Source organism: Clostridium nitrophenolicum (assembly GCF_055391695.1).
This window is the reverse complement of the sequence record NZ_AP042469.1, coordinates 3,109,224-3,134,878: the sequence shown is the minus strand read 5'-3', so window position 1 is coordinate 3,134,878 and position 25,655 is coordinate 3,109,224. Positions and strand designations below refer to the sequence as shown.

Annotated in this window: 25 protein-coding genes; 18 read left to right on the top strand and 7 right to left on the bottom strand. The window is 31.8% G+C overall.

The window, feature by feature from the left end; translation table 11 throughout:
- Positions 1 to 65: 65 nt before the first annotated feature.
- The 8 genes from ACZ5N4_RS14865 to ACZ5N4_RS14830 all read left to right on the top strand — a co-directional run bounded on the left by ACZ5N4_RS14865 (position 66) and on the right by ACZ5N4_RS14830 (position 7,957).
- Complete coding sequence (locus tag ACZ5N4_RS14865; RefSeq protein ID WP_464203292.1) at positions 66 to 1,364, top strand: ArnT family glycosyltransferase; 1,299 nt, start codon at positions 66 to 68, stop codon at positions 1,362 to 1,364.
- Complete coding sequence (locus tag ACZ5N4_RS14860) at positions 1,348 to 2,112, top strand: ATP-binding cassette domain-containing protein (RefSeq protein ID WP_464203291.1); 765 nt, start codon at positions 1,348 to 1,350, stop codon at positions 2,110 to 2,112. The genes ACZ5N4_RS14865 and ACZ5N4_RS14860 overlap by 17 nt, the downstream gene beginning before the upstream one ends.
- Positions 2,109 to 2,633, top strand: coding sequence for a hypothetical protein (locus tag ACZ5N4_RS14855; RefSeq protein WP_464203290.1), 525 nt, complete (start codon positions 2,109 to 2,111; stop codon positions 2,631 to 2,633). The genes ACZ5N4_RS14860 and ACZ5N4_RS14855 overlap by 4 nt, the downstream gene beginning before the upstream one ends.
- A gap of 456 nt (positions 2,634 to 3,089) precedes the next feature.
- The gene (locus ACZ5N4_RS14850; protein WP_464203289.1) at positions 3,090 to 3,986 is read left to right on the top strand and encodes a TSUP family transporter; all 897 of its coding nucleotides are present in this window, start codon (positions 3,090 to 3,092) and stop codon (positions 3,984 to 3,986) included.
- A 65-nt stretch (positions 3,987 to 4,051) separates the two neighbouring features.
- A complete protein-coding gene (locus ACZ5N4_RS14845) occupies positions 4,052 to 5,038 on the top strand; it encodes an ornithine cyclodeaminase family protein (protein ID WP_464203288.1) in 987 nt (328 codons plus the stop codon).
- 23 nt (positions 5,039 to 5,061) lie between these two features.
- Entirely contained in the window at positions 5,062 to 5,274 is a 213-nt protein-coding gene (locus tag ACZ5N4_RS14840; protein ID WP_464203287.1) for a tautomerase family protein, read from the top strand.
- Positions 5,275 to 5,296: 22 nt separating this feature from the next.
- Positions 5,297 to 6,949 carry a dihydroxy-acid dehydratase gene (ilvD, locus tag ACZ5N4_RS14835; protein ID WP_464203286.1) on the top strand — a complete coding sequence of 551 codons (1,653 nt, stop codon included), beginning with the start codon at positions 5,297 to 5,299 and terminating at the stop codon, positions 6,947 to 6,949.
- A 207-nt stretch (positions 6,950 to 7,156) separates the two neighbouring features.
- Complete coding sequence (locus ACZ5N4_RS14830) at positions 7,157 to 7,957, top strand: TrmB family transcriptional regulator (RefSeq protein WP_464203285.1); 801 nt, start codon at positions 7,157 to 7,159, stop codon at positions 7,955 to 7,957.
- 493 nt (positions 7,958 to 8,450) lie between these two features.
- On the opposite strand, the gene ACZ5N4_RS14825 is transcribed toward ACZ5N4_RS14830, so the two are convergent.
- Complete coding sequence (locus ACZ5N4_RS14825) at positions 8,451 to 9,233, bottom strand: Na-translocating system protein MpsC family protein (protein WP_464203284.1); 783 nt, start codon at positions 9,231 to 9,233, stop codon at positions 8,451 to 8,453.
- Between the two features lie 786 nt (positions 9,234 to 10,019).
- Between ACZ5N4_RS14825 and ACZ5N4_RS14820 the strand changes: the two genes are divergently transcribed.
- The gene (locus ACZ5N4_RS14820; protein ID WP_464203283.1) at positions 10,020 to 12,185 is read left to right on the top strand and encodes an aerolysin family beta-barrel pore-forming toxin; all 2,166 of its coding nucleotides are present in this window, start codon (positions 10,020 to 10,022) and stop codon (positions 12,183 to 12,185) included.
- Between the two features lie 192 nt (positions 12,186 to 12,377).
- Here ACZ5N4_RS14820 and ACZ5N4_RS14815 read toward each other — a convergent pair whose 3' ends face one another.
- Positions 12,378 to 12,533: a WYL domain-containing protein gene (locus ACZ5N4_RS14815; protein ID WP_464210954.1), complete on the bottom strand. Its 156-nt coding sequence runs from the start codon at positions 12,531 to 12,533 to the stop codon at positions 12,378 to 12,380.
- A gap of 1,046 nt (positions 12,534 to 13,579) precedes the next feature.
- Between ACZ5N4_RS14815 and ACZ5N4_RS14810 the strand changes: the two genes are divergently transcribed.
- From ACZ5N4_RS14810 to ACZ5N4_RS14795, 4 genes are all read left to right on the top strand, one after another.
- A complete protein-coding gene (locus ACZ5N4_RS14810; RefSeq protein WP_464203282.1) occupies positions 13,580 to 14,980 on the top strand; it encodes a L,D-transpeptidase family protein in 1,401 nt (466 codons plus the stop codon).
- 232 nt (positions 14,981 to 15,212) lie between these two features.
- Positions 15,213 to 16,043 carry an AraC family transcriptional regulator gene (locus tag ACZ5N4_RS14805; protein ID WP_464203281.1) on the top strand — a complete coding sequence of 277 codons (831 nt, stop codon included), beginning with the start codon at positions 15,213 to 15,215 and terminating at the stop codon, positions 16,041 to 16,043.
- A gap of 103 nt (positions 16,044 to 16,146) precedes the next feature.
- Complete coding sequence (locus ACZ5N4_RS14800) at positions 16,147 to 17,331, top strand: multidrug efflux MFS transporter (protein ID WP_464203280.1); 1,185 nt, start codon at positions 16,147 to 16,149, stop codon at positions 17,329 to 17,331.
- A gap of 45 nt (positions 17,332 to 17,376) precedes the next feature.
- Entirely contained in the window at positions 17,377 to 17,970 is a 594-nt protein-coding gene (locus ACZ5N4_RS14795) for a hydrolase (protein WP_464210952.1), read from the top strand.
- A gap of 39 nt (positions 17,971 to 18,009) precedes the next feature.
- Here ACZ5N4_RS14795 and ACZ5N4_RS14790 read toward each other — a convergent pair whose 3' ends face one another.
- On the bottom strand, positions 18,010 to 18,558 hold the full coding sequence (locus ACZ5N4_RS14790; RefSeq protein WP_464203279.1) for a DUF6241 domain-containing protein: 549 nt from the start codon (positions 18,556 to 18,558) through the stop codon (positions 18,010 to 18,012).
- Between the two features lie 316 nt (positions 18,559 to 18,874).
- Between ACZ5N4_RS14790 and ACZ5N4_RS14785 the strand changes: the two genes are divergently transcribed.
- Positions 18,875 to 19,321: a hypothetical protein gene (locus ACZ5N4_RS14785; RefSeq protein WP_464203278.1), complete on the top strand. Its 447-nt coding sequence runs from the start codon at positions 18,875 to 18,877 to the stop codon at positions 19,319 to 19,321.
- Positions 19,322 to 19,442: 121 nt separating this feature from the next.
- On the opposite strand, the gene ACZ5N4_RS14780 is transcribed toward ACZ5N4_RS14785, so the two are convergent.
- The 3 genes from ACZ5N4_RS14780 to ACZ5N4_RS14770 form a co-directional block, all read right to left on the bottom strand.
- The gene (locus tag ACZ5N4_RS14780; protein WP_211140737.1) at positions 19,443 to 20,273 is read right to left on the bottom strand and encodes a phosphoenolpyruvate hydrolase family protein; all 831 of its coding nucleotides are present in this window, start codon (positions 20,271 to 20,273) and stop codon (positions 19,443 to 19,445) included.
- Positions 20,274 to 20,341: 68 nt separating this feature from the next.
- Positions 20,342 to 21,550, bottom strand: a complete 1,209-nt coding sequence (locus ACZ5N4_RS14775; RefSeq protein ID WP_464203277.1) for a Tm-1-like ATP-binding domain-containing protein — start codon at positions 21,548 to 21,550, stop codon at positions 20,342 to 20,344.
- A 138-nt stretch (positions 21,551 to 21,688) separates the two neighbouring features.
- Positions 21,689 to 22,882: a phosphoenolpyruvate hydrolase family protein gene (locus tag ACZ5N4_RS14770; RefSeq protein ID WP_464203276.1), complete on the bottom strand. Its 1,194-nt coding sequence runs from the start codon at positions 22,880 to 22,882 to the stop codon at positions 21,689 to 21,691.
- Between the two features lie 290 nt (positions 22,883 to 23,172).
- Between ACZ5N4_RS14770 and ACZ5N4_RS14765 the strand changes: the two genes are divergently transcribed.
- Positions 23,173 to 23,727, top strand: coding sequence for a flavodoxin family protein (locus ACZ5N4_RS14765; protein WP_464203275.1), 555 nt, complete (start codon positions 23,173 to 23,175; stop codon positions 23,725 to 23,727).
- A 122-nt stretch (positions 23,728 to 23,849) separates the two neighbouring features.
- On the opposite strand, the gene ACZ5N4_RS14760 is transcribed toward ACZ5N4_RS14765, so the two are convergent.
- Positions 23,850 to 24,242 (bottom strand): winged helix-turn-helix transcriptional regulator, encoded by a 393-nt coding sequence (locus tag ACZ5N4_RS14760; RefSeq protein WP_464203274.1) that lies wholly within the window; start codon positions 24,240 to 24,242, stop codon positions 23,850 to 23,852.
- 213 nt (positions 24,243 to 24,455) lie between these two features.
- Between ACZ5N4_RS14760 and ACZ5N4_RS14755 the strand changes: the two genes are divergently transcribed.
- The 3 genes from ACZ5N4_RS14755 (at position 24,456) to ACZ5N4_RS14745 (ending at position 25,633) form a co-directional block, all read left to right on the top strand.
- Complete coding sequence (locus ACZ5N4_RS14755) at positions 24,456 to 25,061, top strand: FMN-dependent NADH-azoreductase (protein ID WP_464203273.1); 606 nt, start codon at positions 24,456 to 24,458, stop codon at positions 25,059 to 25,061.
- Positions 25,062 to 25,235: 174 nt separating this feature from the next.
- Entirely contained in the window at positions 25,236 to 25,379 is a 144-nt protein-coding gene (locus ACZ5N4_RS14750) for a hypothetical protein (protein WP_464203272.1), read from the top strand.
- Between the two features lie 62 nt (positions 25,380 to 25,441).
- Positions 25,442 to 25,633, top strand: coding sequence for a hypothetical protein (locus ACZ5N4_RS14745; protein ID WP_464203271.1), 192 nt, complete (start codon positions 25,442 to 25,444; stop codon positions 25,631 to 25,633).
- Positions 25,634 to 25,655 lie beyond the last annotated feature (22 nt).

The window sequence follows — 25,655 nt, the reverse complement described above, 5'->3', positions numbered from 1 at the left end:
ATTGAATTTGATCAAACCAACATTTATAACGAAGTTAAGCAATTTTAGAAAGGACTAAATTGAACATGAAAAAATCTATTTTTAAGAACAACAATTATTATAAAATTATAATGATCTTAGGGATGGTATTATGCATATTGTGGATATTACTTATAGATACCAAACCATTTTCAGATTTTGATTACTATTATAAATTATCAGTAGAAATAGCAAACGGTCTTCCTTGGGGAGATACCTATACATCAGTGGGATACTGTATGTTACTTGGAGGAGTTTTTAAACTTTTTGGAGCAAGTTTATTTAAAGCAAAGCTTCTTAATTTGATTTTGACCTTCGCAAGCTATGTATTATTTTATGCTGTTATAAAAAGAGTAAATTTAAAGGAAAGGGATAGAAAAATAATATTTACAGTATTTGTTTTTATGCCTAATAATATATTTTATAACAGCTTAGTAGCCACAGAACTGCTATTTACAACTATACTCATTTTTAGCACTTTTATATATTTTAGTGATATTAAATATAAGTACATATATATAGGGATACTTACAGGACTGAATACATTGATAAAACCTTTTTTTATTGCATATTTCTTTGCTATATTTTTAGTGGAATTATTAATAGAGAAAAAAGTTATCCTCTCTATAAAAAATTCATTAATAGTCTTAATAGTTTCTGCTATCATTATATCACCATGGATATATAGAAACTCAAAGCTTGTAGGTCAGTTTACTTATGTATCTAACAATGGAGGAATTGTTTTATATATAAATAATAATTCTCAAAATAAAATGGGAAGATGGATGCCAGTAGAAAATGTAGAAAATTCTATTGTAAAAACAGAAGAATACAAGATAGCTAATATGACGCAAAAAAATAAGATGTTAAGTAAAGCGGCCAAAGCATGGATAAAATCTCATCCAATACAGTTTATAGAATTAGGTTTTAAAAGATTATTTAACGTATATTTCTGGGGTGATGATGTGCTTTACAGCACTTATGGAAGTCAAGTAAGTGATTCTGCTAGAGATATTATATTTACTGTTACTAATGACATTAGAAGCACAATTTTTGCGCTAGCTATAGCATATATACTAATTTACAGTGTGATAATTTTAAGGTATATGTGGAAAGGAAAAACACATCTTTTAAATAAATATACTTTATATAATGTAATATTGTTTTATATGTTTACAGGTGTATATTTTGTAACAGAAGGACAAGGGAGATATGCTTTTCCTGAAATATTTATAATGGTATATTGCTTCTATTGTTTTATAAAGCTTTCAATACACAAATATAAAAAACACTTTACCCCTTTAACTACAAGAAAGGATAATAATATTTATGAAGATTTCCGTTGAAAATTTAAATATGACATATCCAAAGGGTAAAAGAGCATTACAGAATGTTTCTATAGAAATAGAAAGCCCCAGCCTCATTTGGATTTTAGGTCCTAATGGGGCGGGAAAGTCAACTTTTATAAGGCTGCTGATAGGAGAACTATTACCGACTAGTGGGCAAATTCTTGTAGATGATGTACCTTTGCCTAAGAATGAAAAAAAGCTAAAAGCTAATTTGGGGTACTTGCCACAATCTTTTGGGCTTTATGATGAACTTACTGTATGGCAGTTTCTTGATTATATAGCGGCACTTAAAGGAATAGAAAATAGCAGGAAGGTCATTAAGGAAGTTATTCAAAAGACAAATCTGATGGATAAACAGGAAGCTATCATTTCCACTTTATCTAGTGGAGAAAGACAGCGTATAGGAGTTGCTCAAGCCCTTATGGGAAGCCCAGGACTATTGATTTTTGACGAACCCACTGCTGGACTTGATCTAGAGGAACGTATTAATTTTCGTAATCTACTTTCTCAAGTTGCGCAGGACAAGATTATTTTGCTATCCACCAAAATAATTGAGGATGTGCATCCTGCATGTGATCGATTGATTGTTATTAAGTATGGTCAAATTTTATTTAACGGCACACCGGAGCAATTGATTGCCTTGGCTTATAATGATGCTATGGTGTTTGAAGAACATGCTTCAAAACCTACCCTTGAGGATGCCTATATGCATCTGATTATGGAGAAAGAGGTGAGGAAACAATGAAATTCTTTTCTTATCTTAGAGTGGAATTAAATCGTATCTTTCACTTAAAAACTGTTTATACGATTATTCTATTGACTATGATATCTCCAATATTGGGATATAATCTAAAGGAAACTATGTTTAAAACTATGCTTGCTCAAAGCACATATAGTGATTTGATTGTAAAACCTTGTATAACTGCGGCACTGGTCAGTGGAGTTTTATTTGCACGACTAGCCCTAATAGAATTTGAACGTGTGAACAAATATCATATTGGGGCATTAACGGATAGTATTGTTTCGCCCTTGGTGCTCAATGTGGTGAGAGTGATTTCCATAGGAATAATAGCCATTGTTAGTGTTACTATAACAGCATTAATGTATTTTCCTTATGTAGTCATGAAAATGGGGTATGCCTTTGATGCATACACATACTTAAATAGCTTTTTTCTATTCATGCCATCCTTTGTATTGCTATCAATTTTAACAGCTTCTGCATTTTACCAAATCTTCTATCCTATTGGTTTCAAAGAAACAAAATAGCCCTTAGATTAACAAAATGGAAAGAGATCATATTGTGGAATCTCTTTCCATTTTCTCTTTTCTCCAGGAAATTACAATAAATTGATATAGATTTATCAAAAATAGAAAATAAGTAGAAATGATTAGTGTATATAATGATACTGTTGAGATTTAAAAGTGTGAAAATATATGGAATATATATAAAAATATAAGGTTAAAATTATAAAATACGTAAAAATATAATATTAAAATTAGAAAATACATAAAAGTCTGAAAATTGATTGTCAAATTATAGATATATAGATTGACAAAGAAGATTTTAAATGTATAATAGTTACTATAGGGGGATACGTTACAAAGCTACTAAGGGGATATACATAAGCAGGCATCCAAAATCTGTGATTTTGAGATGATCGCTTACTCATTCGACGATAGGAGAAGGAGTTTCATAATAATATTATAGGGGGAATTACAATTATGAATATTGTAATGGTTTTCAGGGTGGCGATTATAGCATATGCTATATTTTTTATTGTATATCTAGTTAAGGATTGCATTGCTCACAAAGAAGATTTTACAAAAGAACATGTGGCGGCACATTCAATTATTGGATTTGTGACAAATTTGTTAGATACATTAGGGATTGGGAGTATGGCAACAAGTATGGCTGCATTTAAATTTACAAAATCTTGTCCAGATCAACTGCTATGTGGGACAGGTAATGTAGCATTTACGATACCTGTTATTACAGAATTTATATTGTTTTTGGATTTGATAAAAGTAGATACCCTTACTTTGGTAAGTATGATTGTAGCTGCAGTAATCGGTGCTGTGGCTGGTGCTACGATTGTTTCTAAATGGTCAGTAAAAGTAGTCAGAACAGTATTAGGTGTAGCACTGCTCATAGTGGCATTTACTATGGCTTGTAGAACATTAGGTTTAGGACCATTTGGTGCAATGGGAACTGCTACTGCACTATACGGTGGGAAATTAGTTATCGGCATAGTGGTAAATCTATTGTTAGGTGTTTTTATGACAATGGGAATAGGGTTATATGCACCTTGTATGGCACTTGTAAGTTCACTTGGAATGAATATTGCTGCAGCTTTTCCAATTATGATGGGATCTTGTGCTTTTCTTATGCCATCTGCAAGTGTAAAATTTATTAAGGAAGGAAAATATAATCGAAAGGCTACTGTGTATATTTCTATTTTCGGAACATTAGGTGTACTTGCAGCTTACTTCTTTATTAAATCCATTCCGCCGAAAACGTTGACATGGATTGTAGTAGCAGTAATGATTTATACATCATTTACTTTCTTTAGAGATATTGCAAAAAGCAACAAGAACCTAGAACTAACAAGAACTGAATAATTCAATACTATTTTTCACGTTATATTAATAGACATTAAAATCTACAGTAAAAAGGAGAATTAATTATGTTATTATTATCAAGAGAGGACATTAAAAAAGTATTTTCAATGAAAGATGCCATTGAGGCTGATAAAGATGCTTTTCGTATTTTTACAGAAGGAAAAAGTGTTGTACCACTTCGTACCCAAATTCCTGCACCAAAGCATGATGGTACATTCTTGTTCATGCCAGCATATGTATCAGATATAGATTGCGCATCATTGAAAATTATTAATATTTTTCCGAAAAATATTGATAAAGGAATTATATCAGCACCAGCACAGGTATTGCTAGTGGATGGAACAAATGGATTTGTAAATGCAATTTTAGATGGAACATATGTTACTCAACTTAGAACAGGAGCCGCATCAGGGGCAGCATTTGATATATTAGCAAGAAAAGATGCTAAAAAAGGTGCATTGATCGGAACAGGTGGACAGGCAGCTACACAGTTAGAGGCTATGATCGTTGCTCGTGATATTGAAGAGGTAAAAGTATATGATTTAAACTTTGAAAGAACAAAAGCCTTTGCAGCAAAGATGCAGGAGGAATTAAAGGAGTATGGAACAAAGATTGTAGCAGCAGAAAGCTCCGATGAAGCAATTGAAGATGCTGACTTGATTATTACAGTGACTCCTTCTTCAAAGCCTGTATTTGATGGAAGCAAAGTGAAAAGAGGTGCAACAATCAGTTGCGTTGGATCTTATCAGCACCACATGCAGGAAATGGATCCAGTAATATTAACAAGAGCAAGCAAGATTTATTTTGATTCGGTCGAAGCTGTATTATCAGAAGCAGGGGATATCTTAATTCCGCTTGAAAATGGAACAATTACAAAAGATGATTTCACAGGTGATTTAGGGGAAGTTATACTGGGAAATGTAGCCGGAAGAGAAAATGATGATGAAATCATCGTATTTAAAACTGTAGGAATCGGAACACAAGACCTGATAACTGCAAAGTATATTTATGATAAAGCAATAGAACAAGGTATCGGAACCAAATGGAGTTAATAAAATAGAAAGGAGGAAATATTATGCCGCATATTTCAGTAAAAATGTATCCAGGAAGAAGCCTAGAAGTAAAAGAAGATCTTGCAAAGAAAATACAAAAATTAACCGTTAAGGAACTTGGTTGTAGTGAAGGCCATGTATCAGTATCTTTTGAAGATATTGCACAGGAAGACTGGCAAAAACAAGTGGTAGAACAAATAAAATCAGAAGATCTAATCATTGAGCCAAATTTTTAAGGGGATATAAGGGGGAAGAAAAATGGAAGGTAATAGAGCATATTGGAATGGACCAAAAGCAGCGCATCGTCGTGTTATGTTAAAAGCGGCTGGATATACAGACAGCGACATTAAACACAAACCTCACATTGGAGTACCAAACTCATTTATGGAAGGTTCTCCAGGTAGTGCCCATCTTCGCCAAATCGCTGAAGCAGTAAAACAAGGAATTTGGGCTGCAGGCGGTATTCCTGTAGAATTCGGAATCCCTGCAACATGTGGTAACGTAGCAAATGGGGCAGAAGAATTAAAATATGAACAAGTTGGCCGTGATATCGTAGCAATGTCTATTGAATTTGTTACAAAAGTACATCATTTTGACGGCTTGGCAATGATTGCGTCTTGCGACAATATTATCGCAGGCACATATTTAGCAGCAGCTAGACTGGATATCCCGGCAATGGTTATTACTGGTGGTTCTATGCAGCCTGGAAACTATTGTGGTAAAAAAGTTGTAGAAGCAGAGCTTGACGTTGCAGTACTTGGTGGTGAAAGCGAAGAAAAATTAGCGGATATGGAAGAACACGTATGTCCATCTTATGGTGCTTGTCCGTCAATGGGAACAGCAAATACAATGCAAATGCTTGGAGAAGTTATGAACTTGGTTCTTCCAGGAACAGGTACGATTCCTGCATCTGATAACTTAAAGATCCGTAAAGCAAGAGAAGCAGGAGCTTACATGGTAGAGTTGATAAAATCTGGCCGTAAGCCTTCTGACTTAATTACAAAAGAAACATTGTTAAATGCAATTATGTTTGATATGGCAGTTGCAGGATCAACAAATGCAGTGTTACACATTTTAAGCATTGCATATGAGCTTGGTATCAAAATTACAATGGCAGACTTTGAAAAATATGCTGAAGAAATTCCTTGTATTACAGGTGTCATTCCAAGCGGTCCATATACAGTAGTAGATTTCCACTATGCAGGCGGAGTTCTAGCTGTTATGAAGATGATTGAAAGCAAACTTTATACAGATGTCCCAACTATTACAGGAAAAACGTGGAAAGATATTTTAGCTAACGTAAAAGTAGAAAGCACAGATATTATCAGAAGTCTTAATGACCCATTATACAACGAACCAGGACTTAAAGTTCTGCGCGGTAATCTTTCTCCAAATGGTGCTATCGTAAGACCAACAGGTGTGCCTAAGGAAATGAAATACTTCAAAGGAAAAGCAAAAGTATTCAGCAATGACTTTGAATCCTTGGCAGCAATCGAAAAAGGTGAAATTGTACCAGGTGATGTAATTGTTATCCGTTATGAAGGATGTAAAGGTTCCCCAGGTATGAAAGAGATGATGCTTACTACAGACGCGTTAGTAGGCTATGGCTTGCATAAGAGTGTAGGACTTGTAACAGATGCCAGATTCTCAGGATTCAACTACGGAGCAATTGTAGGACACGTATCACCAGAAGCATACGATGGTGGTAACATTGCACTTGTAGAAAATGGTGATGTTATTGTAGTAGATACAATTAAAGGAGAAGTAACATTAGAAGTATCAGAAGAGGAATTAGCAGAGAGAAGAAAAAATTGGGTATGTCCGCCTCTTAAAGAACAAAAAGGCTGTCTCGCATTATTTGCAAAGAACTGCAGACCAGCAGAAGAAGGCGGAGCTATGCAGCCTTGGTAAAAAACATATAATAGATACTATTGCTATACCGTTATCCCTCAGATTATTATATTAAAAGGAACTGCCATAGGACGCAATTAGTCATATGGCAGTTCCTTCTTATATTAATTAAAAGAGTATTTCTATGTTTGGAGTTTTATGGTAGTATATTGTGGTAATATATTATAGCAGTATAACTATAGAATAAAGTCAGGGAAGGATATAAATATGGTAGATAATGAAATTATTTTGTTAAATAAAATTGGTTTAACTGATGCAGAAGCAAAGGTATATCTAGCATTACTTAGACACGGAAGTACCTCCGGTTATGAAGCAAGCAAGTTATCATCAGTAGCGCGATCCAAAATCTATAATATATTGGAATCATTGGTTTCAAAGGGATTTATTCTTTTTACAGAGCAAGAAAATAATAATAGATATGCAGCAGTTCCAATAGATGAAATAGCACAAAGAGTAAAACATGAAACGTCAGATGTATTGGAGAATCTTACAGAACGATTAAAAGAATATCCTGCAAAAACTGATTTAGATTACATATGGCATATCCGCCAAAATTCTAATGTATTTGCAAAATGTAGAGAGATTATTAAAAAGACAAAGAGTGAACTATTGATGCAGATATGGGAAGAGGATTTACCAAATGTGTTAAAGGATATACAGAAGTTAGAAAAACAAGATATTAGGATGGGGATTATTTATTTTAGTAACAATGAAGATTCAGAGGTTCCATTAAAGAAATATTGTAGGCATGGTTTGGTAGATGAAAAGCGCAAAGAAATGGGGGGCAGGTGGATTACACTTGTTTCAGATATGAAAGAGGTTGTTTTTGGGCAAATTCTAAGCAACAGCATGGCTGAAGTTATTTGGACAGAAAGTAAACCTATGATAGCACTTGCTGCTGAATGTGTAAGACATGATATGTATTTTTATAAAAGCGCTGGTATTTTCCAGGAAGTAATGCAGAGAGAATTAGGCAAGGACTATGAAAAAATCCGTGATATTTTTTAGCTAAAGTAGATAAAAATAATAAGACATTCATTTTTAGATGAGTGTCTCAGATTGTTTACAAACCCCTACAATTTCAAATTGGGTTTGAGTTTCTTTTCTTCCGTTTATCATTTTCAAGTCCTCCAAATATAAAACAGCTTATATTTTATATATTCTATATAAAAACTCAGGATCCTTTTTGTCCAAATAAAAAACTGCTGACAAAATATGTTTGTCAGCAGTCTGAACATCTTATAATAGATAAGATGCTATATGTGTTGAAATATAAAAATTCTTAAAGGTTATAGTAATCAGAATGACGCCAATGACAAGTTGGGTTCTTGCACAGTCAAGAATACCCAATAGAATTGATACTATAATTTTTATTTTAAACAATTTTAAATCTAACTTAAATTAAAAAACGTATTGAATTTCTCAAAACGGTCTATTATTCCTAATTTTTTATAGTTTATCCTGTAACTACCTATTCTAATAGTTCCATCTAATTGAATTTTCACTTTATTATATAAGAAAAAGTTAGTTTATCATATCCTTTTTCAGAGTTCGTTTCTATTTCTTTTAAATAGATTGGAAAATCACAAAAAAAAGAAAATTTATCTTCCATATCTTTTTTCCAAGCTTTATATAAAAAATTTCTATTAAAATCAATCATTTTATAATCATAACCTCCAACAGCTAGGCTTTTTTCCATAATTGTTAAGCAGTTTATTAATTTTATATCAACTTCTGAAATTTTTAACGTTATTTCGATTCTTTCAGCGCCTTTCCCCGTAAGTTCTTTCAAATATATTCCAAAGCAATTTCGGATTTGCTGTTCTAATTGTTTTCTTTGTTCAATATTTAATATCGAGGTTTTCTTTAAATATTGTTTAATTTGAAATCCTAATAGTTTTCCGCTTATTTGCACTAAAGCTTGAGATAACTCGCTGGTATCAATTGGTTTAATAATATACTTTTCAATTCCTAAGTCAACTAATTTCAATATATCTTCAATATTATCTAAGCCAGTTGTTGTAATAATCGGACAACTACAACCGCTCTCTCTAATTTGAGCAATCAATTCGATACCAGTCATATCAGGTAGAATTAAATCTACAATCAATATATCTGGATTATATGTTTGAATTTTTTTTAATCCATCTAAACCATTACTAGCAGTAACTAACTTGCCTAAAAGACTCTTGATGTAATTAGAAATTTCTTTTCTTGTAATAGGTTCATCTTCTATGTATAGTACAGACATGTTTTGGAGTATAATTTTATCCTTATAATCCATAAACTATCACCCCCCCAATTTTAAACATTATACCATCATTAAAATTAATTTTTTTAAAATCAATCCTTCTTCAACAGACAAAGAGTGCAAATTAGGATTTCATACTACGAATGACAGTATGAATGATTAAGTTTCTGAAAATTTTTTTACCAAATTATAGCAAATCAATTCTGGTAATTCTTAATTTATCATAAATTATTACATTTTTCAACCAATAAAATTTAAGAAATCTCTTTTTTCGTGATATATTTTGTGAGAAACAATTATAAAATGGAAATATATATATGTATATTCTACAAAAAAGCAAGAAAATAAAAAAATACTAATATATTGACAACAATAGAAGAATTGTGTAATATAGAAGTACAAAAATTATTTGATTATTATTAAAGTTTCGGAGAAACAATTGTGTAGTCTCTGGAAAAATAATTAAGTAATTAATAAAAAATAAATAAAGAAATGCAAAAAGGCAATTAGAGATACCAATCTATGATTGATGAAGCTTTAGCTGCTCTGCAATTAGAAGGATATATTTATATCTTTTTATTGTGGAGCAGTTTTTGTTTATATAAATTTAATTCTAAACTACTAAGATGACTAATTCGGCTCTAACAAGATTGGGAACTTATTTTATGAAAAACACAAATTAAATTTGAAAATTCCTAATCCATAAAGTGAAGCCAGAAAAGAAGGAGGTTGGTATAAAGAATTTATAAGAAATTTGAACAAAAAATTATTTGTGTGAAAATTAGGTACAAACTTAAATTATACGAGGGGGATTGAAAAATGATTAGTTTAAAAAAGTTATTTAAGGCGGCATTCCTGAGCTCGCTGCTTGTGTCACAACTTATTTCGCCTATTTCCTTAATATCTCCAGCATACAAGCAAGTGGTTCACGCAGCTACAGATGATATACCTCAGGGAAGTCCTCGAATATTTTCTTTTACTGATGAGGAGGATTTAAAGGCAAAAATCTTTAGAGATCCTTCTTTTATAAGGCAATATGCATTGCTCGCTCATAACTTAGGCTTTGGATGGTGTGGTGGTACTAGAAGTCAGTATGTAGGAGACGATTTCGATTTTTCTAAATCAGGAAATGACTATATTTTACAAGCACATTATAACGCAAATGATCCATATGCATCAGGGTATAGGTCTAATGAGAGATTAAAAATGACAATTTCTAATGTGAAATTTTACCTTGATCCTACAACATTAGTTACTGGTCCTCAGAAGGTTTCGAATCTTCAACCACAAGTAGCAGGTAGTTGTGATCTTGTAAGTGGTGATGCTCCTGGTACAGCTACTAGTACTCTTTCTTACCAACTATCTACTACTACTTCACATAGTTCTACTTATAAATTTTCAGAAGGTATTTCATTAAAAAATAAATATAAGTTTAGTGCTGGGATAATGGGCACAGAGTCTGAAATACAAGTTAATTTTAGTGCAGACCAAGGATGGACAGATACTTCACAAACTTCATCAACTAACACATTGACAACTTCATATTCTACTACCGTACCAGCACATCAACAAGTACATTTAGAATTGCAAACTCTTAAGACTACTGCAGACGTACCTTATACTGCTAAAATGTATGTTGACTTTACCATTACTTACCACGGATTCTTAAGATATAGTGATAACGCTAGAACAGATCACCCAACAAACAGACCTACTATAGATCTTACTTTTGGTAAACCAGGAGTAAAAAGTGCAACAGAAGATATATTAGATCAATATACTCATAGAGATATACCAGGATATTCAAATTGGGATTGGAATTGGTTAATAAATAAATACGGCAGTGACTCTGTAAAATCTATGCTTAGCATGTGTAAGATACCATTAGGCGGATTAGAGACTGGAACGTTTCATTTTGATAATGCTACCAATATGAGAATTGTAGCAGGACCAGCTACACCAATTTCAAGTAATACTATGACTGGAAATGCTCTAGATAGCACTATGCCTGGATCTGCCCCAAATAGTACAAGTAGTACAACAGTTAAGAATTTCGTAGACAATCATATTCCAGGTGTAAAAATAATAGATTTTTCGACCAATGGTACAAGCAATCCAAGCTCTCAGATAATACCACAATCACAGATGACAGCAACATCAATGGGCGAGCACCCAGAATATCCAGCACGCAATGTATTGGATGGAAATTCATCAACAATATGGCATACAAAATGGGATGGGTCTCAACCTTTACCACAATCAATCATACTAAATCTTGGTGGTAGTCAAAATATTAGTCAAATAAATTATCTTCCAAGACAGGATAGTGGTCATGAGGGTGATCATAATGGTATCATTACAGGATACAATGTATATGTAAGCAATGATGGTGTGAACTTTACAAAAGTATCAAGCGGTACATGGGCAAATGATTATACTGAAAAGACTGCTACCTTTACACCTACCAATGCAGCCTATGTACGTCTTGAGGCAACAGCTGGTGTTGGTGGATACGCCTCTGCAGCAGAAATTAATGTTTATAAAACGCCTACACCTATACTAGTTAAAATACCACACTCACAAATGACAGCAACAGCAACAAGTGAGGAGACTGCAAATCAAAATAATAGAGCATCCTGTGCAATAGATGATAACTCATCAACAATATGGCATACAAAATGGGATGGGTCTAATCCTTTACCACAATCAATCATACTAAATCTTGGTGGTAGTCAAAATGTTAGTCAAATAAATTACCTTCCAAGGCAGGATGGTACTCATAATGGTATCATTACAGGATACAATGTATATGTAAGTAATGATGGTGTGAACTTTACAAAAGTATCAACTGGTACATGGGCAGATGACACTTCTGAAAAGACTGCGAAATTCACACCTACTAGTGCAGCTTATGTAAAACTTGAAGCAACATCAGGTGTTGGTGGATGGGCTTCAGCAGCAGAAATTAATGTTTATCATAATTAATTTACTTTCAAATTAAGATAGGCGATAGCATATATGCTATCGCCCCCTCATGTTTATCCGATGACTACGTACCAGGAAACAGCTCATCTAGCTTCGAGTAATAATAATCTCTTTGAGTATCTCTTAATGTCATGCCAAATGAATGATAAATAAATTTAACCCCATATTCTTTTGCAATTTCAACAATTGATATTATATTTTTTTACTATTTTCAATAAATGAAAATAAATACCATGAAATGTCTTTAAAAATAAGAATTACTGGTTTAACCTTTTGCCAGTCACATTCACATTTTGAATTTCCATAGTTAAATACTACACATCGTTTACTTCTTACAGCATCATATATAGTTTTATAGATCCTTATTCTAACTCTATAAAGCTTATATCACTTAAGAGATTTAATGGTACTATAGAAAAATAGTTGTTCATCAGCAGAGATTGTAAGCTGGTGATATAGGAGAGCACTTGGTCAACTCCAAGTGCTTATTTTGTTGTAAAAAATGTAAAAGATTTAAAATAAATATCTACAGTTGAAGAAAATAAAAAATGAAAGATATATATATGAGTACTACAAGGCTAGTTGTAGATATAATTCTCTGAAAATACAAATATGCAGTGTTTATTTTAATATTATATGTTATATTAGGTAGATGAAAGTAAAATTTATAAAAATAAGGGCAGAAAAACATGAAGATCTTTAATAAATTAATTAATCTTGTTTATAATATAAAATTTTGAGTATGTTCTCTTAATTTATATATTTATTGTAAATATGGTGATAAAATATAAAGGGTATTTCAAAACATAAAATCTTATATATTAGTGATTGGTTCAATCTAAATATTTATAATTAAGAACATTTGAGATTAGAATTTAAACTAAGGTGGTGATAGTATTAATGTTCATTTATTTAATCTAATATCTTATAATTTATTTTACCCGTAAGCTTCAGCAAGTAGATATTTATATGCAAAAATTATTTTCATTACATATTTATTTAAAATAAAAAGAAGAATTGCCAAAGGAAAAATACTAAAGAAATTAATTATTAATAAATACATAATTCTTGCAAAAAAAAGAATTTAGACAGAGCATTTCAGGGAGTAAAGCTAATAAGTGAAGCGTATGAATTCAAAATAAAAAAAAGTAAAGATGCAAAGTAAATAAATATTATGATATGATAATGAATGAAAGAAACATAGGTGAAAAGGATACCCCATTTACTCAAGATTACAAAAATAAATATAAGGAAGTGTTAGATGAGCTTTTTGATATGCCAACTATATAGGTGGAAAGTAAAGATAATTTATTAAGAAATGCAAAATTAAAATAAGATCAAGATTTTTTGTGAAATTTTGTATATTAACCATAACCAAAGGGATGATATTTATTATGAGAAAACAGAGAAGAAAACAAAAGAATAAAATTATGAATAATAAAAAAGGTATTATAATAGTAATAAGCACTTTAATTTTTATGTATTTAGGAATATCAATATTTTATATGAATCATTTTTATTCTGGTACTCAAATTAATGGAATTGATATTTCATTTAAAACTATAAATGGGGCAGAAGAAAAAATATCATCAGTTATTTCTACATATTCATTAGAAGTAGAAGGACGAGATGGAGTTAAGAGTAAGATTAATGGAAAAGAAATTGGATTAGTATGTAATGAAAAGGATAGAATTAAAGAGCTCAAAAACAAACAAAATCCATTTAAGTGGATTACCTCACTTTTTAGTAAAAGTCAGGTGCAAATAGACGGTCTAATAACTTTCGACAAAGAATTGTTAAAAGAAAAATTAAACAAGGAGAATTTCTTTAGTAGTAAGAAGGTAACTGAACCTAAAAATGTTTCTTTTGAGTATTCAAATGATGGGTATAAGATGATAGCTGAAGTTAACGGAAACAAAATAAAGAAAGATGCTGTATACGAAAATGTAGAAAATGCAATTTTAAAACAAAAAAACATATTAAATCTAGATGAGGCTAATTGTTATGAAAAACCAAAGTATACGTTAAAATCTAAAGAGGCTAAAGAAGCTATAGATCTTCTTAATAAATATACAAGTTTGAAGATTACACATACATTTGGTGATAATAAAGAAGTGGCAGATGGTTCAACTATAAATAAATGGCTTTATGTAGATGAAAATATGAATGTTGCATTTAATGAAGAGCAGATTGGAAAGTATGTATATTCATTAGCTGCTAAGTACAATACATTTGGAAAAACAAGAACTTTTACTACATCAACAGCCAAAGTAGTACAAGTATATGGTGGTAACTATGGGTGGATTATTAATAAGCCTGAAGAAGTGAAGAGTTTAATTGAAGTTATAAAAAAAGGTAAAGATGCAACGAGGGAACCAATATATTCACAAAAGGCAGTATCTCATGATAATAATGATATTGGAAATACATACGTAGAAATTAATTTAACAAAACAACATTTATGGTTTTATAAAAATGGTGCTCTTGTTACAGAAGGAGATGTTGTTACTGGAGATATGAACCAAAATTTTGGAACCCCTTCAGGTACATATGTATTAAATTATAAAGAAAGAAAAGCTACATTAAAGGGAGAAAATTATAGTGCACCAGTTGATTTTTGGATGCCTTTTAATGGAAATATAGGTATTCATGATGCAACATGGAGAACAGAATTTGGAAAAGATATTTATATGAAAAGTGGTTCTCATGGGTGCATAAACTCACCATATAGTTTAGCAAATGCAATATATGATAATATTGTACCAGGAACCCCTATTGTTTGTTATACTGAGTAGTCTATAATTTGATAGAATTTAAAAAAAGATAGGCTTCTTTAGAAATAAGATGTTGGATTTATATTTAATTAATATTATAAAATAGAATTTATTTTAATAGTGCAACAAGTTGTTGCACTATTAATTTTCTAAAAAATAAATAAATTACTATGGTAAAATAGATTTATAGGTTAAGGAATTAGCAATAAATCTATTTTTTTATTGCTTTTTAACCTGAGCTAAGGAGGATAAAATGAACATAAATAGTCTTTTTTTTCACATTCATTATTGTAATATGAGGCAATTTAATGACTCTCGGAAATATCCATCAAAAATCACTAGAACACTTCAACATCATGAACTCATACTCGTTACCGGAGGAAAAGGGAATTTTGTAGTTAAAAATAAAAGATATCAGATTAAGGAAGGTATGATGTTCTACATTTGTCCTGATGTATTGCATTGTATAGAGGCAGATATTGATGATTCCATCTGTTTTATGTCAGTGCATTTCAGCTATATAAATGTGTTCTTTAATGATAACAAATGGGCTGTTAGAGATGAAAATGAAATGCTACCACTTCATTCTGTACAAGAATTAAAGGATTACTATCATATCAGTAATGTATTTAAAAAATTAGTTGATAGCTGGAATATAAAGCTGCCTGGTTATGAGCTTATTACTAAGGCTTTACTTCAGCAATTAATTTTTGAAATCTTCCAAAGTATAAAAAAGCAAAACCAGAATTACTCAACATCCTTAAAAATAGAAAAAATTATTAAATACATGCATAAGAATATAAATAATAGGCTGACCTTGACTGAATTATCAGAGATGGTACAGCTTTCACCTACTTATCTATCAAGAACTTTCAAGGCTACTACAGGATATTCTGTAATTGGTTTCTTTAACAAGATGAAAATTGATAAAGCTAAAGAGCTTATAATTGAAGGTGATAAAAAAATAAAAGAAGTGTCACAGGAACTTGGATTCACTGATGAATTTTATTTTAGCAGGATATTTAAAAGAATTGAAGGGATAAGCCCCTCAGAATTCTATAGCAAAAATGTCCATGTGGTTTAATATAGTGCATGGTATAAAGCCAATCTGTAAGTTAAAATGAGGATAGTATTGTTAAGTACTTTTTTACAATAATTGAAGCATAGTAGAAGGAAGGCTTATATTCATGAAAGTATGGAAAAGAAATTTAATAGTTTGCTGGTTTGGAATGTTTGTAACAAGTGTAGGCATGAGTCAGATTGCTCCAGTATTGCCGCTATATATAAAACACCTTGGAGTTCATAGTACAGCTTTAATTGAACAATTCTCAGGAATTGCTTTTGGTGTTACCTTTATAATTTCAGCTGTCTTTTCGCCAATTTGGGGGCGGGCTGCTGATAAGTTTGGACGAAAGCCAATGCTTCTGCGAGCAAGCCTTGGTATGGCATTAGTTGTATTTAGCATGGGTTTTGCACGCAATGTATATCAACTGATAGGATTAAGATTGCTGCAGGGAGTTATAACAGGCTATAGCACCGCTTGCACTACCTTGATTGCAACTCAGACAGATAAGGAACATGTAGGATGGGCTTTAGGTACACTTTCTACAGCATCTATTGCAGGCTCTCTGCTTGGACCAATGATTGGTGGTTATATAGGAGAAAACCTTGGATTACAAAATGTATTTTTTATAACAGGTGCGCTGCTACTTATTGCATTCATTACAACTGTTTTATTTGTAAAGGAAACTTTTAATCGTCAAGAGAAAAAGGTTCTTGGTACTAAAGAGATATGGAGCCTTATTCCAAACAGAAGTTTAATAATCACAATGTTTGTTACATCTTTTGTATTAACCTTGGCATTATACTCTATAGAACCAATCATAACAATATATGTTACCCAATTGTCTAACAATACTAACCATGTCGCACTGCTTGCTGGAATGGCATTCTCAGCTTCAGGGATGGCAAGTATAATTGCTGCTCCAAGACTGGGGAAAATTTCTGATAAAATTGGACCACAGAAGATTATGTTAGTTGCACTTTTAGTAGCAGGAGTAATTTTTATACCACAAGCCTTTGTAAGAAATCCTTGGCAGTTGATGGCGCTTCGTTTTTTATTAGGCTTAGCAACAGCAGGATTGCTTCCTTCTGTTAATGCCTTAATTAAGAGAATTACACCAGATTCCCTTACAGGTAGAGTTTTCGGTTTTAACATGTCGGCATCGTATCTAGGTGTATTTGGAGGTTCAATTTTAGGTGGACAAATATCAGCCTATTTGGGTATTAGATATGTATTTTTTATTACAAGTACATTGTTATTGATAAATGCATTATGGGTTTATTCTTCAGTATATAAAAAGCTAGCTTAAGTTAATAATCATAATATATATAGCAAAATGAATAGGAGAGAAAAAATGGAAGATTTAAAATCAACAAATAAAACCGAATTTATTAAAGCAGAAAGAACAGCACTTGTAGTCATAGACTTGCAGAATGGAATTGTAAACAGGGAGCTTTCTCCTCATACTGGTGATCAGGTTGTTCGGAATGCAAGTAAATTAATTAATGCATTCACAGAAAAGAGAGGATTTGTGGCCCTTCTAAGAGTTTCTTCTACAGATGGAAAAGATATGCCAAAGCCAAAAACAGATTCAAATACTAATTCAATGCAATTACCAAAAGGTTGGGATAGCTTTGTGCCTGAATTAGCAAATATTAAAAATGCTCATACCATCACCAAAAGACAATGGGGAGCATTCTATGGTACTGACCTTGATTTACAGTTACGACGTCGTGGAATTGATACTATTGTACTATGCGGTATTTCTACTGGAATTGGTGTAGATACTACAGCAAGAGAAGCGTATCAACATGGCTATAATCAAATTTTTGTGGAAGATGCAATGACTGCATCAATGAAGGAAGAACATGATTATGTTTGTAGATATATCTTTCCTAGGATAGGTCAGGTTCGAACAAGTGAAGAAGTAGTTTCGTCATTAGGATAAAATTAGATACAATAGAACTTATTAATAATGTTTAATCTGTTATTCGTCTTTTAAATAATCTCCTCTTTTAATAAGATTAATAGTAGGTTTTATAGCTGGTTCATTAATTTTAATGGCACGTCCTTTTAGTGAACCTTCTGGCTGTCCCTCACCTAGTATTTTCCATACTGTATTGTGATCTTCTACAATCTGAGAAAAATCGCAATTCTTCCACCTTGTTATAATTTCTATAAAGTTAGTTTTTTCAGGTCCTTCTGGTAAGGTTTGAATTAGCTTATAAGTAGCATTTAATTCATCTTGAGTCATAGCTTTTACTCCATCTTTTGCATTATCTTCTGCAACCACCAGACCATTAGCCATCAGATGTATGCTTGCTGCTACTTCGAGCCTAGTATTATTTTTTGTACTAACATCGTTTTCCTTTATTGTAGAGTTAGTTTTCACTTCATTCTTAGTCTCATTCTTAATCTCTATATGTGATGCTGAGTTAGTATCTGGCCTTAGCGTAATCATATATGAACCTATCCCAATTATCGGAATTGATATCATACCTAAGACAATGATTATATTTCTAACATTTTTTTTCATAATAAAATCTCCTTATAAAATTCGTCTTTTACAATTATATCATCATATACATAAATTTTCCACAAGATACTTAGTTCATACTTTTATTTGAATGTATAGAGCAGGAGAGAAAGCAGCATGAAGAAGTATATACATGAGTATAAAAATGCAATAATATTGAGTGCTATCATTTACTTATAGTATTTTATGCTAAATATAAGACATGATTTTTAATAGTATGTATAGCTTTAATTATATATACTATATTGAGGATAAATGTTAAAATCATTTATGATACAATTATGATTACTTAAATTAAATATTTGGAGGATATACTATGAACCCTATTTTAAAAAAATTAGGTTTGACAACACAAAACACAGTTTTAATTTTAAATGCACCAGAGGAGTACAAAGATGTTTTAGCTGAAATTACATCAGACATTCATACAACGATAAGTGGCAAGTATAAATTTATACAAGTATTTGAAATAGATTTATGCAAGGCCAAAAGTATAGCAAATAATTTAATTGAGGTATTAGAAACTGATGGACATTTATGGCTTTGCTATCCAAAAGGAACTTCCAAAAGGTATAAATCAGATATAAATAGAACAAAAGCATGGGAAGTTTTTTCGCCTTACGAATTTGAACCTGTATCTCAAGTATCAATTGATGATAATTGGTCAGCGATGAGATTTAGACATGTAGATAACATAAAAACTATGAAAAGAAAAACAGCAGCTACAGAGAAAGGTAAAAATAGGGTAGAAGGCAACAAATAAAAGGATGGATTTTCTATAATTTATTAATAAATAAAAATATATTTGGGAATAAAAGTTAGATGCAAGATGTTTTGAATTATAAGTATCTTGCACCTAATAAAATATTCGATTGTTCTTATACTTATTTTGTTATTGATTTAAATGATGATGTTTGCTCTTTAATACCTCTTTCAGCAGCAAATCTTTCAATACTAGATGCACCAAAGAATCCATCTATTCCTTTTGTTCTTTCAATCACATATGCAGCATCTTCTGGTTCTGCAATAGGTCCTCCGTGGCAGATTACCATAATATCTGGATTAACTTCTTTACCAGCTTTAATAATAGCTTCAATCTTCTTTACACAATCATCTAACGTAAGAGCTGTTTTTGCTCCAATTGTACCTTTGGTAGTCAAGCCCATATGTGCTACTAGGATATCTGCTCCAGCGGCTGCCATTGCTTTTGCTTGCTCTGGATCAAATACATAAGGTGTTGTAAGCATGTCCAATTCATGCGCTTTTCTAATCATTTCTACTTCTAGGTCATATCCCATGCCTGTTTCTTCTAGATTTTGTCTGAATACACCATCAATCAAGCCTACTGTTGGAAAGTTTTGAACTCCATTAAATCCTAGTTCTTTTAACTGTTTTAAATATACATCCATAACTCTAAAAGGATCAGTTCCACATACACCAGCTAGTACTGGAGTGTGTTTTACAACAGGCAGTACTTCAGAACCCATTTCAACTACAATTTGATTTGCATCTCCATAAGATAACAATCCAGCTAACGAACCACGGCCTGCCATTCTATATCTTCCGGAATTATAGATGATAAGCATATCAGCTCCACCAGCTTCACTACTTTTAGCGGTAATACCTGTACCAGCACCTACGCCTAAAAGTATCTTTCCATTTTTAACTTCTTCCTTAAATTTCTCTATGATTTCTTTTCTTGTCATTGTATTCATTTATAAACCCTCCTATAAATTTATATTTTGTTTATAGTTTTTTATTGATCCATAATATATCTATGGTCTTATTTATTCATTAAATCTATTAATTTTTGTGCTGCTGCTTCAGCAAACTCTACATCATTAATAGCACAATCCATTTCAACCACTTCTACAACATTTCTATTTACACCATTTCTTAAGATGTCAAATAACACTTTATCTTCTTCTACACCATAGAATGGTTGGCCTTCTATGTCTATTCCCGATATGCCTTTTAGAGGTAAAAATAAGGCAGTTTTTTCTTTTGCCATATTTAATTTTTCAACAAGCCTTTTACCAATTGCTTCATTTTCCTCAATATTTGTTCTCATGAGTGTTACAGTAGGGTTATGCTTATACAAATTGCGGCCTTCAAATTTTCTTGGTACTGTGTCATAGGGGCCAAAGTTACACATATCAAGTGCACCAACTGATACAACCTGTGGAATATGGTTTCTAGCTGCCGCCTCTAAACGATGTGGTCCTGCATTTAAAACCCCGCCAATAATTTCGTCTGCCCATTCTGTTGTAGTAAGATCTAGCACACCTTCAATAAAACCAGCATCAATAAGTGCCTCCATAGATTGTCCACCTATACCTGTTGCATGGAACACAAGTACTTCATATCCTCTAGTTTCAAGATATTCTCTAGCTGTCGTAACACAGGGCGTTGTTACCCCAAACATAGTTGCAGCAATTAATGATTTTTTATCCATTACTTTTGTGTTTTCAAATTTAACCATACCTGCAATTGCAAATACTGCATTTGAAAAAATCTTTGTTGAAATTGAGTTAAGCCCTGCAACATCTACTATAGAAGGCATCATAATAATATCACTTGTACCTACGTATTGAGAGGTATTTCCAGAAGCTACTGTTGATACCATGACTTTTGGAACACCAATAGGCAGTGCTCTCATAGCTGGTGTTACTAGTGAAGTTCCGCCACTACCACCAAAGGAGATAATACCATCAAATTTACCTTGCTTATATAGTTCAGGCAGTAATTTTTCCATTCCCTTTGATAATACTTCTGTTGCTAATGCTCTATCTTTTTTAGAAGCTAGAGTTCTTATGTCTGTGCCTGCTGCCTCAGCTACTTCACTGTTTGATACATCTGGTTTAAAGGTTGGCTCAAACACGCCAGTGTGAATGGTGAAAGTACCTAAACCCAAACTTTCAATCAATTCCTTTACATATGAATATTCAGCACCTTTCGTATCGAATGTTCCTGCAATAGCGATTGTCTTCAAATTCATAACCTCCTCAATAAATTTGATTTTATCTAGTTATATAAATAGGGTAGAGAACGTTCTCATAACAAAATCATAAGTTAATCATACTTTTTTTACTTCTTAATGTAAACGTTGTTATGTACTATGTTTTTGTGTTTATGTTATATTTTTAGATTTATATTGTTTTGGAGAACACCCTTTATACTTTTTAAACATTTTGCTAAACTGCGCATAATCTTGATAACCAACCAATCCTGCTAACTCTGATAACTGTATATTTTGTTTATTTATGATTTCTACTGCTTTATTTATACGGAATTTAACTAGATACTCTGGGAAACTACAACCTACCTCTTTTTTAAAAAGACTACTTAAGTAACCTCTAGATACATGGGCTACCTTAGCTAAATCTAAAAATGAAATATCATTCATATAATTTTGAGCAACATATTCCTTCACAAATTCAACATAGTTATAGTGTTTTGTAACTCCATCTAGCATCTTAAGCAATAAATCATCTTCATCAAGCTGTGTCGATACTTTAAAAGCTTTTGTTATATTTGTAATAGATTTTTCCGATGGAATCCTCTCAAAGGCTGATCCACCTATATATCCCATCAAATCTTCGGTATTACTATACATGTATTGAACATCAATTGGTGTTTTCACAGGACCACCATATATTAATTTAATTACATCTGACTTTAACTCATTGCATCTATTAAATATCTTTTCCATTTTTACTTTTGCAGCTTCAAGTGAAAATACTTTTTTTGCCCCTAATAATCCTCCACCTGTTAAGCCTAAATGTACACAAATGGCGTCAGCACCAGCATTAATCATTTGTTCTGCTTGTATCTCGTTAAATACAAAGGCAACTGTAAACATATTTTTAGCATGGGCAACTCTTATAGCTTCTACTTCAATCAAATAATGACATCCGGCTTCTTCTAGAGCCTCACCAAATTGACTATCTATAAGTCCAACTGTGGGGTAGTTATTAATACCTGAAAATCCCATATCTTTTATTTTATCTATGTAGCTTTCTATATTCTTTGTAGGGTCAGTTGCATTAAATCCAAAAATAATAGGGATGTCTTTTACTAAGGGTATTATCTCTTTTGAAGCAAAGTCCATTACCATATCATTACTATTGCAAAATGGCAGAAAACCTGCTAACGAACTTCTTCCCATTTGTCGAAATCTACCGGAATTTAGCACTAAAACAAAATCAGCCCCACCTTTTTCAGCATACTTTGCTGTCATGCCTGTACCTGTTGCTACACCAATAATATGATTTCCATTCTTTGTTTGTATTTTTATATCCTCTAATATCTTTTCTCTCTCCATATTTTTAGACCCCTTATATTGTTTACAATTAATCATTTTCCATAGGAAGATAATTACATTATATGAATAGTAGATAATAAAATCAAATAATTACCTAAATTTTTCAACTGTTTATTCTTATTAAGTAAGCTTTGTAAATTAAATTTATAATATAATTACCATTAACTAGGTCAAAATAGTAGGAAATAATGAAATACCGGCATCTATAATTAACTTTAGAAATGAATTCTTTAGCAAGTATGTATGATATAATAGGAAAAAGACTTTAACAGTATTAGGGGTGAAATAGGTTGGAAAAGAAAAATATATTGGTATTGATCGGCAGTCCAAGAAAAAATGGAAATAGTGATAGGATGGCAGATTCTTTTATAAAAGGAGCCCAATCAGTTGGACATGAAGTAACAAAATTTGAAACTGCAAGGAAAGAAATTGGCGGCTGCAAAGCCTGTGAAACATGCTGGAGTAAAGGAAAACCATGCTCTTTCCAAGATGACTTTGATGAGCTTGCACCTTTATTAGAAGCAGCAGATGTCATCGTATTTTCTACACCATTATATTGGTTTAACTTTTCTACACAAATCAAAGCAGCAATTGATAAAATGTATGCTTATGTGGGGAAAAGTTGTAAACGCCCTCTGAAAATCAAAGAAAGTCTTCTATTTGTATGCGGGGCTGATGAAGATATGAATGTATTTGACGGAATAACAGCAACTTATAGAGAAATTGCCCACTATATGAAGTGGGAAGACAAAGGAGTGTTGGCAGTTCCGAAGGTTAATGAAAAAGGTGATATTGAAGTAACGGACGCACTTGTGAAAGCAGAAGAACTGGGGAAGTCATTGTAGAAAAGCTTTTTGGTTAAAGATTCGATGTTATAATACTGATATTGACCCTATACATTCTATGGGATTTGTTTATATTTTAAGTTTATTATGTTAAAATACTAGCTCAATACATAAGGATATGGCTATTTAGTCATATCCTTAGTTTGTTTTTCAAGATCTTCCTCTAAACATTCAGCTCCAAATTTGTGCATCATCTCTAAGATAGGAATTAATTTTCTACCAACATTTGTTAGGCTGTATTCGACTTTAGGTGGTACAACAGGATAGACCTTCCTATGTATAAGATTATCTTCTTCTAAACTTTTTAGCTGACGTGAAAGTACTTTTTGAGCAACATTAGGTAGTTTTCTCTGAATATCGCTAAATCTAAGTTTCGAATAACTTAAATACCATAAAATCAGTATTTTCCATTTTCCCGAAATCATGCTCTGAATTAGAACCATTGGACACTTTTCATACTGAAGGCACTTTTCTTTCATATAGCATTCTTCATGTCTATTTGTTAACTGTTCCATTTAAACACCCCATTAAATAGTGATGACTTTTTTGTCACTGTATGACAAAAAAGTGCATACTTGATAAAAGATTAATTAAATAATACTATAATATCATAGAAGATTAATGAAAGATAGCTATCACAAAATAAATGCATTTATTTGTATGTATAGAAAAATAATAATCACAAAAGATATTAAACATTATACTAAATTTAAAGAGGGGTAAATTATATGAGTAAAGTATTATATATTAAAGCAAATGTAAAACCAGAAGGAGTATCAAGAACTTTTAAAATTTCAGACAAATTTGTTGAACAGTACAGAGAACAAAATCCTAACGATGAAATTATAACTTTAGATCTATACAAAGAGGGTATAGAATTTCTAAAAGGAGAAGATTTAAACAGCGTTTTTGGACCTAAGACTGATGAGAGTAGAAAGCATCCAATTTTAAAATATGCATATCAATTTGCTGAAGTAGATAAGTATATAATTGCAGCACCAATGTGGAACTTAAGCTTTCCAGCAATACTAAAAGCATATATTGATTATATATGTGTTACAGGAATTACATTTAAGTATACTGCAGAGGGACCAGTTGGTCTATGTCAAGGGAAAAAAGCAGTTCATATTGTTGCAAGAGGTGGCGGATATTCAGAAGGGCCAGCTGCAGCATATGAAATGGGAGATAGATATTTAAGAACAATCTTTGCTTTCCTTGGAATAACTGATTTTACTACAATATCAGCAGACAAGTTAGATGTTATTGGTGAAGATGTAGAAACAATTGTAAAAAATGCAATTGAAAAGGCTGAAGAAAAAGCGAGAAACTTTTAGTACTTATCTTAAGATTAAATTATTAAAAGAATGGATAGCTAAATCTAAGCTATCCATTCTTTAATAGTATTTGCTACAAAAAGTAAATAAAAGTACATTACATAGTAACACTGAGTGCTTGCTTAATAGTTAAGAGGAGCAAACTTATTAGTAATATAAGGGAAGAGGAAAGGTATGGATTACATTAATAATACAATTAGCAATTTACAGCAAATATGTTTTGACTGTCAAGATTGTGATAAAGCAGATTGTATTAAAGCTAAATGCAATGTTGGATTTGCGTTAAGGTTAGTAGATTCAATTAAAAAAACGGATTGACAGTGGTTAGAGATGAATTGCAACTTATTCCAAAGGAAGATATGAAATATTAGAATAACACAATGATGGCAAGATGTATAGCATCTATATGCAAGTTATGTAAGGTGTGTAATGAAAGGCATAATGAAAACTATGCTGTTCCATTAGCTAGAAGATCTCTTGAAAGTATATTTTTAAAGGGAATGGTTTATTATCCTGGCAACTTGTTAACATATATTATATTTAATGAATTAATTATGAAAAATGTGATTTAAATCACTTTATATTTATGACCAA

What these genes read in the sequence shown, in the direction of transcription:
- ACZ5N4_RS14750 (WP_464203272.1), top strand. Translation starts at nt 25,236, where the DNA reads ATGGATTACATTAATAATACAATTAGCAATTTACAGCAAATATGTTTT.
- ACZ5N4_RS14790 (WP_464203279.1), bottom strand. Translation starts at nt 18,558, where the DNA reads ATGAAAAAAAATGTTAGAAATATAATCATTGTCTTAGGTATGATATCA.
- ACZ5N4_RS14845 (WP_464203288.1), top strand. Translation starts at nt 4,052, where the DNA reads ATGTTATTATTATCAAGAGAGGACATTAAAAAAGTATTTTCAATGAAA.
- ACZ5N4_RS14810 (WP_464203282.1), top strand. Translation starts at nt 13,580, where the DNA reads ATGAGAAAACAGAGAAGAAAACAAAAGAATAAAATTATGAATAATAAA.
- ACZ5N4_RS14760 (WP_464203274.1), bottom strand. Translation starts at nt 24,242, where the DNA reads ATGGAACAGTTAACAAATAGACATGAAGAATGCTATATGAAAGAAAAG.
- ACZ5N4_RS14855 (WP_464203290.1), top strand. Translation starts at nt 2,109, where the DNA reads ATGAAATTCTTTTCTTATCTTAGAGTGGAATTAAATCGTATCTTTCAC.
- ACZ5N4_RS14780 (WP_211140737.1), bottom strand. Translation starts at nt 20,273, where the DNA reads ATGAATACAATGACAAGAAAAGAAATCATAGAGAAATTTAAGGAAGAA.
- ilvD (WP_464203286.1), top strand. Translation starts at nt 5,297, where the DNA reads ATGGAAGGTAATAGAGCATATTGGAATGGACCAAAAGCAGCGCATCGT.
- ACZ5N4_RS14865 (WP_464203292.1), top strand. Translation starts at nt 66, where the DNA reads ATGAAAAAATCTATTTTTAAGAACAACAATTATTATAAAATTATAATG.
- ACZ5N4_RS14820 (WP_464203283.1), top strand. Translation starts at nt 10,020, where the DNA reads ATGATTAGTTTAAAAAAGTTATTTAAGGCGGCATTCCTGAGCTCGCTG.
- ACZ5N4_RS14830 (WP_464203285.1), top strand. Translation starts at nt 7,157, where the DNA reads ATGGTAGATAATGAAATTATTTTGTTAAATAAAATTGGTTTAACTGAT.
- ACZ5N4_RS14785 (WP_464203278.1), top strand. Translation starts at nt 18,875, where the DNA reads ATGAACCCTATTTTAAAAAAATTAGGTTTGACAACACAAAACACAGTT.
- ACZ5N4_RS14755 (WP_464203273.1), top strand. Translation starts at nt 24,456, where the DNA reads ATGAGTAAAGTATTATATATTAAAGCAAATGTAAAACCAGAAGGAGTA.
- ACZ5N4_RS14860 (WP_464203291.1), top strand. Translation starts at nt 1,348, where the DNA reads ATGAAGATTTCCGTTGAAAATTTAAATATGACATATCCAAAGGGTAAA.
- ACZ5N4_RS14800 (WP_464203280.1), top strand. Translation starts at nt 16,147, where the DNA reads ATGAAAGTATGGAAAAGAAATTTAATAGTTTGCTGGTTTGGAATGTTT.
- ACZ5N4_RS14850 (WP_464203289.1), top strand. Translation starts at nt 3,090, where the DNA reads ATGAATATTGTAATGGTTTTCAGGGTGGCGATTATAGCATATGCTATA.
- ACZ5N4_RS14770 (WP_464203276.1), bottom strand. Translation starts at nt 22,882, where the DNA reads ATGGAGAGAGAAAAGATATTAGAGGATATAAAAATACAAACAAAGAAT.
- ACZ5N4_RS14840 (WP_464203287.1), top strand. Translation starts at nt 5,062, where the DNA reads ATGCCGCATATTTCAGTAAAAATGTATCCAGGAAGAAGCCTAGAAGTA.
- ACZ5N4_RS14795 (WP_464210952.1), top strand. Translation starts at nt 17,377, where the DNA reads ATGGAAGATTTAAAATCAACAAATAAAACCGAATTTATTAAAGCAGAA.
- ACZ5N4_RS14805 (WP_464203281.1), top strand. Translation starts at nt 15,213, where the DNA reads ATGAACATAAATAGTCTTTTTTTTCACATTCATTATTGTAATATGAGG.
- ACZ5N4_RS14825 (WP_464203284.1), bottom strand. Translation starts at nt 9,233, where the DNA reads ATGGATTATAAGGATAAAATTATACTCCAAAACATGTCTGTACTATAC.
- ACZ5N4_RS14745 (WP_464203271.1), top strand. Translation starts at nt 25,442, where the DNA reads ATGATGGCAAGATGTATAGCATCTATATGCAAGTTATGTAAGGTGTGT.